This is a genomic window from Leptolyngbya sp. DQ-M1 (genome assembly GCF_039962505.1).
Taxonomy (GTDB): Bacteria; Cyanobacteriota; Cyanobacteriia; order Leptolyngbyales; family Leptolyngbyaceae; genus Leptolyngbya.
Map to the genome: position 1 here is coordinate 390,671 of NZ_JAMPLJ010000003.1, position 17,045 is coordinate 407,715.

Sequence of the window (17,045 nt, forward strand, 5' to 3'; positions counted from 1 at the left end):
AAGTCGATAACTTTCTGAGTTACAACTTAGTGAACATTCGCGCTGTAAGCAGTTGTGAATGTTTCAAGTTAAGAATTTGCCACATTAAATATCGACTCCACTTAAATCTGAAGGGATGTCATGAAAGACTATTTTTCGCTGAGCACTCGTTCTTCGTTGTTTGACGCAGGACTTCAGACTGCAGGCATAGCTCCAGCTACTGTAACTGAGTTATGGAAACAACAGTCTCCTTATAATCGAAGCGAATTGAATATAGGTATTGTGCATTTTGGTCCAGGTCGTTTTTTCCGGGCGCACCTTGCACGCATTATTCATCAACACTTGGCTCAAAAGGATCTGCAATGGGGAATTTGCGGTGTGAGCCTTAGAAGTCATCGCACGATCGAGCATCTGCAACCACAAGACTTTCTTTATACCTTAACTGAGCTCTACATCGGGGATGAACATCATGAGTCAGCAGATGTGATTGGTTCGATCAAGCACATGATTGATGGTGCAGCAGAGCCGAGCACTGTGCTTGAGCTAATGGAATCGCCTACGGTTCATTTGGTCACATTGACTGTGACTCAAGCCGGTTACTGTCTGGATTCACGGTTTGCTTTAGATATTAATCACCCTGGAATTGTGCATGATTTGAAGCATTCAACTCATCCAACGACTGCGATCGGGTTCATTGTGGAAGCCTTGCGTCGTCGTCGCGATCGTGGCATTGCACCTTTTACTACACTGTCTTGTGATAACTTACCGAGAAACGGGGAGATTTTACAAAGAGCGGTGCTAACTTATGCAGAACAGGTTGATTCAAGTCTTGCAGAGTACATTGTAAATAATGCAACTTTCCCGAATACTGTTGTCGATCGAATTGTACCGCAAGCGCATGAAGCTGATAAGGAGCATTCGTATCGATTATTACAGGTTCGCGATCGTTCACCGATTGTGACTGAACCGTTTTGGCAGTTTGTGGTTGAGGACAAGTTTAGCAGCGATCGACCGATGTGGGAAGAGATCGGCGTGACGATGACGGACGATATCACTCCTTTTCTGCATCTCAAATCTAGATTTCTAAATGCAGTTCACTCATTTATTGCTTGTTTGGCAGTTCGGGGTGGGATTGAGTGTGTCCATCAAGCACTGAGATTGCCAGAGTACCACTTATTTCTGCGGTTATTGATGGATGATATTACCGCTGCAACTCCGGTTGTCGATTCAATGTGCGAACAGTATGTTGATCAGGTGTTACTGAGATTAAGCAATGAAGCGACTCCTGACAAAATCGAGCGAATTGCGGCAGAAACTTCTCGAAAAATTGGGAAGTATATTGCTCCAATCTTGAAAGATGCTCATGCTCAAGGGGTGAGTTTAAGACGATTGATGTTGCCGATCGCGGCTTGGATGCTGACCATCCGAGAGGGTGCGAGTGAGCTTGGTCAGTCGTTTGAAGCCAACGATAAGCCAGAGGTGATTGCGGCGATTCAAACAGGGAAGCCATTGAGTGAAATGCTTGGATTAGAGCCGGGAGAGTGTTGCGACTTGCTCGATCTGGAGTGCGATCGGGCAATGTGGGAGATTCGGACACGCGGACTATCGGCTACACTCAGATATTACAGTCAGGAGCATTTTGAGCATGACATCGTTTCAGCCGCATAAGGTCGTTTTGTTTGACCATGACGGAACTGTTGTGGATAGCGAGATTGTGGCGTTAAAGAGCGCGTGGAAATTAACGGCTGAGGTGGTTTGCGAGTTTCCGGGGGCACGTCACTATGATTTGCCAGACTTTATCAAGCACTTTGCAGGGAAACCGTATCGAGAGATTTTGGGGCAAATTTATGCAGATGCACCGATGGCTTTAGCGGAGGCTGACATTCAGCGATTGGTGCTGGAGGAAGAAGATCGAGCGATCGATCACTTGAGCATTGATGCAAAGCCAACTGAGGGAACGCCTGCGGTGCTAGAGGAGTTGTGCGATCGTGGCATTGAGTTTGCGCTAGTGAGCAACAGTAGTCTGCGGCGGTTAAAGGCTTGTTTAGCAGCTTCGGAGTTAATGGAGTATTTTGGCGATCGTGTGTTTAGTGCGGCTGATTCTCTTCCGGTTCGCAGACCGAAGCCTTTGCCAGATGTCTATCTTTATGCGGCACAGTGTTTGAATGCAGAGGTATCAAATTGTATTGCAGTCGAAGACTCAATCAGTGGAGTAAAATCTGCGGTTGCGGCTGGAATTCCAATGATTGTAGGGTATGTGGGCGGCACTCACATTACTGAAGATGAACGTAGCGATCGTGTCTCTGTACTGCGATCGGCGGGTGTTCATTGTGTGATTGAACAGATGTCTGAATTGATTCCATTGCTCTAAATCTGTCTCAAGAAAGAGAGTCTTTTTGAATGCTCTCCCCTAAGTTTAATAATGGGATTGAGTTAGTAACAGAAAGCTTTATGAATATTATCGGTAGAATCAAGCTTCCCAAGTCAGTTGATATTGCTCAATTGTATGTTCAATGTGATGGAGCAGTATCGATTGATGATCAGGAAGGCAGCAAAAAGATAGTTCTGGGTCAAGGTGGAACGGTTTCTTCTAGCTCTTATTTCAATTCATTTTACGAAAGCTACTACGTTAAATACACCTCGCTTGAATCTATCTATTATGTGCTAGAGCTAGAGGGTGATTTTAAGGTTACTGTTTACAGAGAAGTCGCTGAAAGTAATGCAAGAGAAGCAATTTTAGAACAACATCTTGAGCAGTGCGAACTTTCTACGCCTGTGAAGCTGGCTGCGATCGATCTGGTTCAAACCGAAAATGCAGGCAGAATCTATGCTGAGATTACTTGCCTCAGTGAACAGGGAATTTTCGGGTCTGGCTGGATTGCGACGGATCAACCGAAAGCTAGGGAAGTTTCACTTGGCATTGTGATTTGTACGTTCAAGAAAGAGGATTACGTTAGAAATACTCTTTCGACGCTGCTGCAAGATGAATTGTTGCACGATCGCGATTTAAAGATTTTTGTTTCGGATAATGGTCGGACACTTGATCCGAATGAGTTTGCAGATTCGAGAGTGAAGCTATTTCCGAACATGAATGCGGGTGGTAGTGGTGGCTTTACCAGAGGCATCATGGAGGTTTTAGCAGAAGGTAGCTCGACTCATCTTCTATTGATGGATGATGATGTCGAGTTAGAAAGCGAAAGCGTTTTTCGACTGTTCTCGGTGCATGAGTATGCGAAGACGGAGTTGATCATTGCGGGTGGCTTGCTGAACTTAAACAGAAAATGGTCTTTGTATGAGGCAGGCGCAACCTACAACGAGGCTTCTAAAACGAAGGGTGCATCTGACTCACTGATGCCATTGAACTATGATTTAGATTTGCGGGATACTAAGGTTCTGAATCAATTGTTGAGGGAAGTGGATGCAGATTATGGTGGGTTTTGGTTCTGCTCTTTCTCGAAAGCGTTGGTAGAGCGGATCAAACTGCCGTTGCCGTTGTTTATTAAGCTCGATGATGTTGAGTTCTGCATGAGAGCAAAGCGGAAGTTTGGCATTCCGATCGTCACCTTCCCGTCGATGGCAGTATGGCATATTCCCGCTTCTGCAAAGAACCTCAATTGGGAAGCATACTACTATTTCCGCAATGATTTGATTACTTATGCAATGCACTTCTCACCGAACTATAAACATACGGTGACTAATCTGACCAAAGAGATTATGCAGGCGTTGTTAAAGCCAGATTACGATCGTGCTCAGATGCTGATTAAAGCATTTGAGGACTATCTGAAAGGGACGGAGTTGATTAAGGGTGCTAATCCAGAGTTGACTCACCCGATGACGCTGAAGCTGAGTCGGAGCTATGAAAATCAAATCGAGATTGATACTTTAGCAAGCGTTGAGCTTTTAGCACGTTGGGCAAGTGTTGCAGAACAAGGGCGCACGCGCTGGGAGGATGCGAGTCAGGACTGGAAAAATGCTTATGCAGAGCTAACGTCTGAGGCGTTTTGGCGGGAGTATCTAGGGCTGAAAGAGATGGCTTACTCACGGGCGATCGGGCAGTAATTTGAAAGGCGATCGCTGGAGTTTTTCATTATCTTCATCGTCAGTTGTGTCAGCGGTATAACGCTAAGTTGAGCGGCGGCGGACTGCCTCGAACTCCCACAAACGCTCTCTGTTCCGTCCGCACCAACGCAGTGTTGAGTTGCTGGCAATTGATTAGAAGCTTTATCTCTTAATCTAGAGAAAACCACTGAGATTAGGAAATTGGAATTTTAATGGTAAATTCAGTTCCCTTTCCCAATTCAGAGATTACATCGATCGTCCCCTGATGCTTTTCGATAATTTGATGGCAGATTGATAGTCCTAATCCTGTCCCTTTGCTGCTAGGCTTTGTCGTAAAGAATGGATTAAAAATTCTCTCTTTAATTTCAGGAGGAATTCCATTTCCATTATCTTGAATGCTGATACAAACCTGTGTAGCCGGCTCTACACAGGTTTGTATCACAATCTGCTTGGATTTTACATCAGTCTCAAATAATGCATCAACAGCATTGGAAAGAATATTCATAAATACTTGATTTAATTGAGATGGATAGCACAAAATTTTTGGCAAATCTCCATATTGTCTAACGACCTCAATACCTTGTTTTAGCTTGTGGTTGAGAATCAGTAATGTGCTATCGATTCCTTCATGTAAGTCCACATCTTTTTGTTCTGCCTCATCCAATCTAGAAAAGTTGCGTAATGACAGAACAATATCTCTAATCCGACTGGTTCCCGTTTGCATTGATGCAACTATACGTGGTAAATCAATCAATAAAAACTCAAGGTCAATCTCCTCCATGCAATCAGTGATTTCAGGAGAGGCTTGTGGAAAGTACTGTTGATAAAGTTTAAGTAGGGTTATGAGAGACTGAACATACTGGTCGATGTGGGTGAGATTACCGTTGATAAAGTTAACCGGATTGTTGATTTCATGAGCAATCCCTGCCACCATTTGTCCCAACCCAGACATCTTTTCAGCCTGAATCAGTTGTGCTTGAGTTCTCTGTAAGTTTTCGAGAGCCTGTTCTATGTCTCTAGCTCTCGCCTCTGCAAGTGTGGCAATCTCCTCCTTGCCTCTTAAAATATCTTTTAGTTTCACTTCCCGTTCTGCTAACTCATCCATTAATCGACTCTTCGCTTGCAAAAGAAAGAGAAAATCAGCAGCAGAGTCGTGAATTGCAAAGTCTTTTAATTTGATTCCAATGTGGTTTAGCTGGCTAATTTCTGTAACGACTGGGGAACCCAGAAAGAAAATGGCCTCGCAGTCATCAACAGGTATCATCTGCCCTTTTAAAGTCATTTCACTATGGAGCGATTTCAGAATAAATATGCTGTGAGATTGCTTACTAATGGCAGCAAAATTAGCAGTTTGAATAATAGGGCGGTTAATCTGGAAGCACTTGGTAAACTGTGACCCGATGATGTCAGGAATAAGCCGCTGCAAAACTTCTCCAGATTGGATGATTGTGCGATCGCCATTAAACACAAAATGAAAAGGAAATGACTTCGCAAGTAAGTGGGGTGGCAAAGTGAATTGGGGCTGCATGAAAAGTTCAGTTGGGTTTATATTGGATGGTAAACTCATCATGATCTGCACCCTCAGACTTGCTTTGAATTTGGGTAACTTCAACATCTGTATTCAAGTGCGTACCCAAGCCTTTCACTAATCCCACCACCATCGGAGCTAACCCCTCTCGATGTGAATGATAGTGAAGGTGTAGCTTTTGTCCTTCAATTTCCTCACAGTCAAAAGATGGCGGCTGGAGTTTTGGAAAACTTATTCCGACACGGGTATGAAGGTCATCTAGATTCTGTAAAAATTCGGGAAGCGTATCGCCGCTCATCGCCATCAGTTCCCCATACCCTTCTTCAGAGGTGTATTGCACCCAGAACTCTCCAAAGGCTTGCATGATTGCTGAAGCAGGTAGACCCAAAACAAGACTTGCAGCCTTTACAAGCCTATGGGTTACATCATCCGGGTAAGACTCCATGCTGATGAAAGTATCAACTTCAACTTCAGCCTTGTGCTGAATCTTATTCCAGGTTTCTTCACCGAAGCGACTGCACACCATGTCGCGAATTGCTTTGTTGACTAAGCCGTACATAAAACCTCCTGTAGTGCTGTTTCAGAATTGCTATGTAGCTTGTCTGCAACCTCTTTGAGATTAGGTTGCTTGAAAGTTGATCGGCAAAATGCTCCCTATAGAATAGGTTGCCCACTTCTGAAGTAAATTTGCTAGTTTTGGTACAAATGGAGTGATTACATACCGTGTCGTTACTAGAAGATAAAGTAGCCCAACAATTGTTTAGACTGACGCTTTCCGCCTAACCATTTAGATCGGAGCGTTAGACCGGAGATGGTCGGCATAATACCCTGTTAGGGCGATTTGGACTGCTCAAAGGCATAACATCCGAAACTAGGATATCAGACCGATTTTTTCTGCTTAATCCTAGAATTAGAAACATTAGACTGGCTCATATTCTGCATATTACCCCTCGCTAGGGTAATTAGATAGAAAATTTTCGTATTTTTTCTCAAAGAGAGCCTGTACTATTCTGCCTAAAATTCTGCTCAACCACGTTCACCAGATGAACGTTGAAAAGATGATCTCACTTTGATCATGCTGAAGTGCCTTTGCATTCACTCACTGGTCGATCGCGCTATCACATCCTCTAACTGTTGGCACAAGGTAAGCCGCACAGTTACACGATGTGAATTCTCTTTCTCATTCTGGTCTTGATATTAGACTCATTTTGAGTCTCAAGCGATAAATTGATATGGATTTAGAAGAAGTGAGCGCCCTTTTGTGATCTGGCAATTTGAATTCACGACTGCACTAAAAAATCGGGGCAGTTTTCACTACCCCGATCGCAGTTATCTATCTTTCAGAATTACAGTTGCGGTACGTAGCGTTCTTTCTCAGGAACGGCGGTGTACTCGGCAACGATTTGACGGAACTCATCGCCATCGATCGTTTCTTTCTCGACCAGTAGATCGACTAAGCGATCGATCACTTCACGGTTTTCGCGAATGATGCGGCGAGTGTCTTCTAAACAATGTTCAACGATCGAGCGGACTTGAGCATCAATTCGAGCGGCAATTTCTTCGGAATACTCAGAGCGAGTCATCCAACCGCCACCCAAGAAGACTTCACCTTGTTGGCTTTCGAGCGAGAGTGGGCCTAAATCCGACATGCCGAAACGAGTTACCATCTGACGCGCCATTCCGGTGACTTGTTGAATGTCACCGCCTGCACCGGTTGTCACTTCAGCATCTCCAAAGATGACTTCTTCGGCTGCGCGTCCGCCCAATGCACCTTTGATGCGGGCGAGAATTTGCGATCGTGAAATCAGCCCTTGATCTTCACTTGGCATGAACCAGGTGAGACCGCGCGCTTGACCGCGTGGAACCAGCGTGACTTTCTGAACCGGATCGTGTTCTTTTACGAGCGTTCCAACGATCGCGTGTCCGACTTCGTGATAGGCAATTAATCGCTTGCTCTTGCTGTCGGTGAGCGGTGTGCCTTCCATGCCAGCGACAACACGATCGACGGCATCATCAATTTCGAGCATGGTGATTGCGTCTTTGCGGCGACGAGCGGTGAGGATTGCCGCTTCGTTTAGCAAGTTTGCTAAGTCTGCACCGGAGAAACCAGGGGTACGACGAGCGATCGCTTCAAGGGAAACTTCAGGTGCAATCTTTTTATTGCGGGCGTGGACGTTGAGAACTTCGAGGCGACCTTTGATATCGGGGACATCAACACTGACTTGGCGATCAAAGCGTCCGGGACGAAGTAATGCAGAGTCTAGAACGTCAGGGCGGTTGGTTGCAGCAATGATGATGATTCCGGTGTTGCCTTCAAATCCATCCATCTCGGTGAGAAGTTGGTTTAAAGTTTGCTCACGTTCATCGTTTCCGCCACCGATTCCTGCGCCCCGTTGCCGTCCTACTGCGTCAATTTCATCGATGAAGATGATACAGGGAGCGTTTTCTTTCGCTTTTTTGAACAGGTCGCGAACGCGGGATGCACCGACACCGACGAACATTTCGACAAATTCGGAACCGGAGATCGAGAAGAAGGGAACGCCTGCTTCACCTGCGATCGCTTTTGCAAGCAGGGTTTTACCCGTGCCAGGAGGGCCGACAAGCAGAACACCTTTGGGAATTCTCGCGCCGACTGCGGTAAAGCGTTCTGGCTTTTTGAGGAAGGTGACGACTTCTTGCAGTTCTTCTTTGGCTTCTTCGATGCCTGCGACATCATCGAACATGACACCCGTTTTCGCTTCCATTTGGAATCGAGCGCGGGACTTGCCGAAGTTCATCGCTTGACCTGGGCCGCCAGGGACATTGCCCGATCGCCGGAACAAGAAGAAGAGTCCACCAAGCAAGAGGATCGGGAAGACTAAGTTTCCAAGTAAACCCCAAACTGCGCCATCGTTGCGAATTGGGTGGGAGTCTAGGTTAACACCAGAATTACGGAGACGGGTCACTAATTCAGGGGTGTTGCCGGGGAGATCGACTCGTAAGCGTTGTAGCCGATTATCCAAATCTGGATCAACCGCTTCTACGATCGCCGTTCGACCTCCATCATATAAATCAACGCTATTAATTCGATTTGCGTCCAAATACTCCAAGAACCGCCCATAGGTCATACGGGTGCTGGCAGTGTTTCTGCTGGTATTGGGTGCGGTTGGAGCAATTGATCCTTGCCAGAGGAAAAATCCGACGACAAGCGCGGGAATTGCCCAAAGCAGGATGGTTCTCCAAGAAGATTTCATAAACTAGCAACCTCGCGATACGGCTACAACGGTAAAGATCGTTATTTTCCAAGGACTGTACAGTGCGGTTTTGCTCAGGCTTGAAGCTGAATGAGGCACGAGTACCTTTACGGATTCTTCACCAGGAAATTAATGAGAGGAATCTTAACTAAATGTAACTTAATTCTGAGAGTTCGGGCAATTGAGGTGGGAAGTGGAGAGTGGGGATTAACAATTTTTGTTGACTCCCTACTCCCTACTCGCTAATCGATCGACAAAGCTTGCTCGAAGCGATCGCGATCGTGGCCTTTCTGATTGAGCAGTAGCCAGGACTGCACGAGATCTGGCCCTTGAAGTGCTCCAGTTAGAGCCGCTCGGAGTGATTTCATCACGACTCCTTTTTTAAGGTTTTGCTCTTTCACGACTTGCTTGATTAAGTCTTGAATTGCAGCTTCAGTTAGGGGTGAAGGCATTGATTCTAGAATGGCTTTGATCGCTGTGGCTGCGCCGTCTTGCTGCATTTGGGCTTTGGCATCGTCGGTGTAGTCCAGCGATTGGAACAAGTAGCGCGTCATGTCTACGGCTTCATTCAGACGAGACAGGCTGGGGGCAACAAGAGCGCTGACTTGTTCGAGCCATGCACGATCGTTCTTCTCATCCAACACATAACCCGCCGATTTCCAAACTGGAATTAATAGATCGGTGACTTGATCAATCGGCATTGCGTGAATGTATTGCCCGTTGATCCAGTTCAATTTATCCCAATCGAACTTGGCTCCGGCTTTGTTGACGCGATCGAAGCCGAATTTCTCAGCCGCTTCGGTGAGCGAGAAGATTTCAGTCATCGGTTCGGGGGGCGACCAGCCGAGGAGCGTCATATAGTTGGCGATCGCCTCTGCGGTGTAGCCCATATCTTTAAAGTCAGAAATCGAGGTGACACCATCGCGTTTAGAAAGTTTTGCGCCTGCTTGGTTCAAAATTAGCGGCGTGTGTCCGAATTCTGGTAAGGCTGCGCCGAGGGCTTCGTAGAGTAGGATCTGTTTCGGAGTGTTGCCGATGTGATCTTCACCGCGAATGACGTGGGTGATCTTCATATCAATGTCATCGATGACGACAACAAAGTTATAGAGGGGTTGACCGATTGCTTCACCTTCTGCGGCGCGAGCGATCACCATATCGCCGCCGAGATCACGACCTTTCCAGGTAACAGTGCCGCGAACGAGATCTGTCCAGGAAATTTCTCGATCGTCGTCGATCTTGAATCGAATGACGGGTTTGCGACCTTCAGCGAGGTAAGCGGCTTCCTGTTCGGGTGTGAGATTGCGATGACGGTTATCGTAGCGAGGCGCTTCGTTTTTAGTTTTTTGCGCTTCTCGCATCGCATCGAGTTCTTCTGGAGTATCGTAGGCGCGATAGGCTAATCCTTTATCTAGGAGTTCCTGGATCTTTTCACGGTACAAACTCATCCGAGCCGTTTGATAAACGGGTTCTTCATCCCAGTTCAAACCGAGCCAGGTGAGTCCCTCGAAAATGTTTTGGGTGAATTCGGGCTTCGATCGCTCTAGATCGGTGTCTTCGATGCGGAGGATAAATTTTCCGCCGTGGTGACGGGCAAACAGCCAGTTGAAAACTGCGGTTCTAGCCGTTCCGATGTGGAGATTACCCGTGGGACTGGGTGCAATGCGAACGCGAACGGTCATGAGTCAAATAGAGAATTGTGCATTCTTCATTCTAACGGAGCTTGTTGACCTGAGGTTTGGAGGTTTGATCAAGACTGAACTTCTGCGTACCCCGCAGAAGTTCAAAAGTTTTAATCTCTCTAAGTTTCGCAATTCAAGGTAATTTCAGGCTGTCTATATTAGGTCGTTTAAGTCTCTGGACTAAAAATGGACTAATTTTTTATGCTTGTTTTTTCCTCGATCGCACTCTCATTTACCCAAATTCAGTCTGAGCTTTCCCAGATCGATCCTCAACAATTTTGTTTCATTAGTCTCAAGTAAGACTAATTTTGAGTCTAGGTGCGAGTCTCAAAAAATACTATGTGCCACCCTATTAGAAGCATCGAGTCGGCGGCAAGATCGCTCCTGCATTCACCCGATAGAGTCGCTTCAAATCCAGAATTGCTTGTCGATAGCGCACTAACCTACCTCTATCGCTAGTCCCCCTGTAAGTTTCAGCTCCTGAAACCTTCAGAATGCCCTCCTTATCCCAATTGACTAATTCGTCTCCCATTAAATTGGCTGGAATTCGTTGCCGACCAATCCCACCAATCTCCTCTAGCCCTTGAGCGAGAACACGATCGGTAACTGAACCACTCAAACACACACTCACTTCACCGAAGCTGCGAGTATCGTAATACTTGCCAATCACCTGCCCTCTCTGTTTACGAAATAGAAAACAATTGCCCACCACTTCATTAGGAGCAGTCACAGTTCCCGATCGAGGGCGTTGGCTACAGAAGCGGTAATTTCCATCTTTCAAATTATTGCGAAAGTCAAATGCCGCAGGCTGACTCTCAGCTCTAAGCAGAGTCGTGAAGGGAATACAAAGGTTGAAACTTAATATTAGGAGAAAATGACGGTTCATGGTGTTGACTTGAAACATCGGTAATTCGTAAATTTGCAGGCTCAAGTATTTAAACTAAAACAATCGGAATCTATCCGCTCTGCTAAATCCAAAAAACTGGTCATCAGACAGTTTCCGCAGCTTGAAAAACTTCTGTAAGACTGTTTTGCACTATCCCTACTGCCTCAAACCGATCCAGCGAAAAACGCTCTTCGTATACCAATTCAATAGAATTTAATTGATAGTCAAACTAATTCAATTATTTTAATTTCTTCCCTTGAATAGATTTATTACTGAGACAACTCAGCCAGCTACAGTACCGAAGCTAACACCACTTTAAACCTGATAGAATCTACTCGCGACTCTACAAAAAGTTTCAAATCCTATCGCTTCACTTCATCTCTGCTAGCCCAGCCCCAGCATGTCAACTCACCGGACTGTCCTTGTCGTCTCTGACTCAGATGAGAACGATCGCGAATATGAGCATCAATTACAACAGGACAGAACTGTTGCATACAGAATTTTGAAATGTCAGACCCCAATTTTAGCACTGTCTCAGCTACAGCAAGTCGATGCCATTCTCTTAGAGCTTCATTTTCCCCACTCCAATAGCGTTACTCTACTGCGTCAATTAAAAGAACAAATGGGCGATCGCTGCCCCCCGATCGTTGTGATCGACGATGAAGACACAAAGACCGCAGTCCAGGCATTCAAAAACGGCGCAGCAGACTATCTCGTTAGAGATCAGATCACACCCGATGACTTGCGACTCTCATTGCGGAACGCGATCGAAAACGCAGAGTTACGACGAGAACTGCAACGCAGCCAAGAGCAGTTCCAAACCTCAGTTGAGAATATGCTCGACTGTTTTGGCATCTTCTCAGCCATCCGTGACCGCTCAGGACAGATCTTAGATTTTCGCATCGATTATCTCAATGCAGCAGCGTGCGAAAACAACCAAATGCCCAAGGAAATGCAGATTGGACGCGGCTTATGTGAGGTACTACCAGGTCATCGTGAATCAGGCTTGTTCGATGCATATTGCTATGTGGTGGAAACGGGTGAACCCTTAATTAAAGACTCCCTAATCTACGATGACACCTATGCCGATCGTCGACTGGTGCGGGCTTTTGATATTCGAGTTACCAAACTGAATGACGGCTTTGTTGCCTCTTGGCGCGATGTCACTGATCGCAAATATCTAGAACTCGAGCTAAACCAGACCGTAATCGACCTGAAACAACAGCGGAATCGACTAAAACGGCTAATTGATACGGCTCCAATCGGCATTGGCATCGCCACCGCAGGCGGTGACGTGAGCGTTATCAACGACGCCATGCTGCACCTACATGGTTATAGCCGGGAAGAATTTGAGCAGCACGGCATGAACTGGTGTGACTTTGCCCCACCGGAGCTATCCGCACAAACCGAGCAGGCAATGGAACACCTGCGGCAACAAGGCACCCTCCCACCTGGAGAAAAAGAACTGATCCGGCGCGATGGAACACGGCTTCCCATTTGGATCAGTGCGACACAATGGGTAGATGGCATAGATGAGCATGTCGCCTTCGCGATCGATCTCTCTCAGCAAAAACAAGCTGAAGCAGCCATCCAACAACTCAACCAGGAGTTAACCGATCGCGTCTTGGAACTGCAAACGCTATTAGAAATCCTACCCGTCGGTGTCGCGATCGCCACTAATCCAGCCTGCACTGAAATGCAGAGCAATGCTTACATTCGAGAAATGCTCGGCACTCGTTCCGGCGAAAACATCTCCAAGACCGCACCTACTACCGAGCAACCCTCCTATCGCACCTTCCAAAATGGACAGGAAATTCCCCCTGAGAATCTGCCCATGCAGATCGCTGCCAGACTGGGCGTAGAAGTGCGAGATGTAGAGTTTGACATCCTACTCCCCGATGGCGCAATCCGCCAGCTCCTATGCTATGCAACCCCCCTACGCGATGATCAAAATCAAATCCGGGGCGCGATCGGAGCCTTTCTCGACATCTCGGAACGCAGTCAGTCCGCCGCCGCCCTCAAAGCCAGCCAGCAGCGCTACCAAGCGTTAGCCGAAGCCATGCCGCAAATGGTATGGACTGCCGATGCCACCGGAGATGTTAACTACTGGAATCAACGCTGGTATGAGTACACAGGATTCAGCGAAGCGGAGTCGATGGGCTTAGCAGGACTAAGTGCACTTCATCCCGACGATCGCGATCGCACCCTGTCTCAATGGAGTACATCGCTCCTCAATCAAGCACCCCTTGAAATTGAATATCGAATCCGCAGTCACAAGGGCGAATACCACTGGTTTATCTGTCGCGCTGTACCAACCCAGGATGACCAAGGACAAACCACAGGTTGGATTGGCACCGTAACCGATATTGACAGGCGCAAGCAAGCCGAACTTGCTTTGCAACAAAGCCAAGAGCGGCTAAATCTGGCAATGAAAGCCGCCAAAATGGGCAGTTGGGACTGGGATCTTCAAACCAATCGTGTCCATTGGTCTACCAATTTAGAACATCTATTTGGCATGGCTCCTGGTAGCTTTGATGGACGCTATGAAACCGTCAGATCAATGATTCACCCCGATGATCTGCCCTGGATTGAGCAAGCGATTCAGCCTGCACTTCACGATCGAGAAGAATACAACATCGAATTCCGCTTTATTCTGCCGGATGGCACAGTACGTTGGGCACTGGGTCTGGGACAAGTCTTCTATGATGCAGCAGGCAATCCAGTCAAGATGGCTGGAGTGGACATGGATATTACAGAGCGCAAGCAGTCCGCAGAAAGCCTACGTGCTAGTGAACAACGCTTCCGCCTCATGGCAGACAACGCCCCCATGATGATCTGGGTCGCAGATACTACAGGGCATTGCACCTACTTAAGTAAACGCTGGTACGAGTTCACCGGACAATCAGAAGTCGCAGGACTAGGGTTGGGATGGCTCGACGCTGTGCACTCCGAAGATTACGAAGCGACCAGAACAATTTTCTTAAATGCAGTTGAGCGCCACGAAGCATTTCAGACGGAATATCGGCTGCGGGGACAGGACGGCAACTATCGGTGGGTGATTGGAGCTGGACACCCTTGGACTGATCCAGAGAGTCATCAGTTCAAAGGACACATTAGCTCGATCGTCGACATCCACGATCGCAAACTTGCAGAAGAAGCCTTGCACCAGAGCGAAGACCGCCTCCGCATCGCGATCGCCTCTGCTCAGTTAGGCACTTGGGACTGGAATCTGATCACCCGTGAACTCACTTGGGATGTAGGCTGCAAAGCCATTCTCGGCTTACCCCCTGAAGCCGACGCTAGCCTCGAAGTCTTTTTTGAGGCACTGCACCCCGACGATCGCGATCGCGCAGAACAAGCAATGCAATGGTCAATCAATTCAGCCAGTGGCGGCGATTACGACGTGGAATATCGCACGATCGGCATTCAAGACCGCATTGAGCGCTGGATTAGGGCAAAAGGACAAGCGTATTTTGATGCGACCGGAAAGCCGCTTCGGATGATCGGTACGATCTTAGACATTACTGAGCAAAAACGATCCGAAGCTGCTCTTGCAGAGCGCCGAGATCATATCGAATTGCTGTATGAAACAACCCGCGATTTGCTTTCTTCTACTCAACCGCTTGCTCTGATTGAAACCGTATTCAGCAAGCTCAAGGAGCGAGTGGGACTAGATGTGTATCTCAACTACATCCTGGATGAATCGCAGCAAAAGCTACGGCTTGCTAACTACGGCGGCATCCCAGAGGACGTTGCTCAGCAGATCAAATGGCTAAACATTGGGCAAGCCATCTGCGGTACGGTCGCTCAAGAACGCCGCCAAATCGTGCGGGCAGAGATTCAGCAGTCTGATGAACCGAAATTGGAACTAGCACGATCGCTCGGTGCCACCGCTTGTGCCAGCCAGCCCTTGGTGGTTCGAGAAAAATTGCTTGGCACATTGAGCTTTGGCAGCCTCAGTCGCACTGAGTTTACAGCCTCTGAGCAGTCTCTCTTTCAAGCGATCTGCGACCAAATTGCGATCGCCCTCGAACGCTCCGAACTACTCAACTCCCTCCAGCAGCAGACCGAGGAACTTGTCCGCGTCAACCGCATCAAAGACGAGTTTTTAGCAATTCTGTCCCACGAGTTACGATCGCCCCTCAACCCCATTCTCGGTTGGACAAAGCTACTGCAAGCGGGTAAAGTGAACGCGGCTCAAATGCCTCAAGCCCTCGCGACGATCGAGCGCAACGCCAATCTTCAGACTCAGCTAATTGATGATCTCCTCGATGTTGCCAAAATTCTACGCGGCAAGCTCACCTTAAATATCAACTCTGTCAATCTATCCTTTGTGATTGAAGCGGCGATCGAAACAGTCAGAACAGCATCCACAGCTAAAGCAATTTCACTGCATTCTGTGCTACCCAACATTGGGCAAGTAAGGGGTGATGCGGCTCGCCTTCAGCAAGTCGTCTGGAACCTGTTGTCCAATGCGATTAAATTTACTCCTAATAGTGGACAGATAGACATCCACCTAGAACAAGTCGGCAATCAGGCACAACTCACCATAAGCGATACGGGTAAAGGCATTAGTCCAGAGTTTCTTCCTCACATTTTTGAATCCTTCCAGCAAGAAGATGCTTCGATTACTCGCAAATATGGGGGATTAGGGTTAGGGTTAGCGATCGTTCGTCAGTTAGTGGAGGCGCACGGCGGCACCATTACAGCCGATAGCCCCGGCGAAGAATTAGGCGCAACGTTCACGGTCTTACTGACCTTGCTCAATGTTGAACCCGCCATCGAGCCATCGATCGAGCCACCTCACCAAGAACTCGATTTAACTGGGATTCGAGTCCTTGGCGTGGATGATGAACCCGATGCCCGCGATCTACTCGCAGTATTACTCACCCAATACGGAGCAGAGGTTTTGATCGTGACTTCTGCCGCAGAGGTACTCTCAAATTTGCCATCTTTCCAACCCAATATATTGGTCAGTGATATTGGGATGCCCCAAGTCGATGGATACACGCTGATTCAACAGGTACGGAGTTTACCCGTCGAGCAGGGGGGACAGATTCCCGCGATCGCGCTCACTGCTTATGCCAGAGAAGATGATCATAACCGTGCAATCAACAGTGGATATCAACGGCATATCACAAAGCCACTTGACCCAGAACAGTTAGTACAAGCGATCATCACCCTCATAGACTAAATCCGGTGCTGCCCTAGCGAATCTCATCCCAGATGATAATTTGAGACTCATATTGAGTCTGGAACTGAGACTAATTCAAGAAGATGAGCTTGTACTTCCTCAGCCTGCAAGCTTCTAATCGCGTCTTCACGAGAATGTGTCGTGAGTCTTTAGAGATTTGGGATTAATTGTTATAATCACTTATTCTCGCTTGAGACTTGAAATGAGTCTACTAATAAAACAAACGTGAGAGAGTGAGACAAGAAGCGATCGCTCCTCTTCTCTATCCCATGTTTTCGTTTGTCTATCCCGTGTTTTCGTTTGAGAGCTTTAATAACCTAAGTTCAGGATAAGAAATTGCCAAACCCCCTGACTTCCAATACCTTGTCTCACCAAAGAGTTGGGATTGATTATTATAATCGCATATTCTCGCTTGAGACTTGAAATAAGTCTATTAATAAAACAAACGTGAGAGAGTGAGACAAGAAGCGATCGCTGTCTCGCCTCT

Annotated in this window: 9 protein-coding genes; 4 read left to right on the forward strand and 5 right to left on the reverse strand. The window is 47.2% G+C overall.

Translation table 11 applies throughout. The features are described 5' to 3' along the window. The first annotated feature begins 120 nt into the window (after positions 1-120). From NC981_RS11610 to NC981_RS11620, 3 genes are all read left to right on the forward strand, one after another. Complete coding sequence (locus tag NC981_RS11610; protein WP_348242962.1) at positions 121-1,647, forward strand: mannitol dehydrogenase family protein; 1,527 nt, start codon at positions 121-123, stop codon at positions 1,645-1,647. Next, positions 1,625-2,350 (forward strand): HAD family phosphatase, encoded by a 726-nt coding sequence (locus tag NC981_RS11615; RefSeq protein ID WP_348242963.1) that lies wholly within the window; start codon positions 1,625-1,627, stop codon positions 2,348-2,350. Before NC981_RS11610 ends, NC981_RS11615 begins: the two co-directional genes overlap by 23 nt. Positions 2,351-2,430: 80 nt before the next feature. Next, positions 2,431-4,038 carry a glycosyltransferase family 2 protein gene (locus NC981_RS11620; RefSeq protein ID WP_348242964.1) on the forward strand — a complete coding sequence of 536 codons (1,608 nt, stop codon included), beginning with the start codon at positions 2,431-2,433 and terminating at the stop codon, positions 4,036-4,038. Between the two features lie 193 nt (positions 4,039-4,231). Here NC981_RS11620 and NC981_RS11625 read toward each other — a convergent pair whose 3' ends face one another. From NC981_RS11625 to NC981_RS11645, 5 genes are all read right to left on the reverse strand, one after another. Continuing rightward, complete coding sequence (locus NC981_RS11625; RefSeq protein ID WP_348242965.1) at positions 4,232-5,608, reverse strand: ATP-binding protein; 1,377 nt, start codon at positions 5,606-5,608, stop codon at positions 4,232-4,234. After that, a complete protein-coding gene (locus NC981_RS11630; protein WP_190376704.1) occupies positions 5,574-6,125 on the reverse strand; it encodes a heme NO-binding domain-containing protein in 552 nt (183 codons plus the stop codon). Before NC981_RS11630 ends, NC981_RS11625 begins: the two co-directional genes overlap by 35 nt. A gap of 787 nt (positions 6,126-6,912) precedes the next feature. Continuing rightward, entirely contained in the window at positions 6,913-8,799 is a 1,887-nt protein-coding gene (gene ftsH2 / locus NC981_RS11635; RefSeq protein WP_190376705.1) for an ATP-dependent zinc metalloprotease FtsH2, read from the reverse strand. A gap of 242 nt (positions 8,800-9,041) precedes the next feature. Beyond that, positions 9,042-10,478 carry a glutamate--tRNA ligase gene (gltX, locus tag NC981_RS11640; RefSeq protein WP_348242966.1) on the reverse strand — a complete coding sequence of 479 codons (1,437 nt, stop codon included), beginning with the start codon at positions 10,476-10,478 and terminating at the stop codon, positions 9,042-9,044. A gap of 352 nt (positions 10,479-10,830) precedes the next feature. Continuing rightward, positions 10,831-11,409: a hypothetical protein gene (locus NC981_RS11645; protein ID WP_348242967.1), complete on the reverse strand. Its 579-nt coding sequence runs from the start codon at positions 11,407-11,409 to the stop codon at positions 10,831-10,833. 355 nt (positions 11,410-11,764) lie between these two features. Here NC981_RS11645 and NC981_RS11650 point away from each other — a divergent pair, with 355 nt between their 5' ends. Continuing rightward, complete coding sequence (locus NC981_RS11650) at positions 11,765-16,558, forward strand: PAS domain S-box protein (protein WP_348242968.1); 4,794 nt, start codon at positions 11,765-11,767, stop codon at positions 16,556-16,558. Positions 16,559-17,045 lie beyond the last annotated feature (487 nt).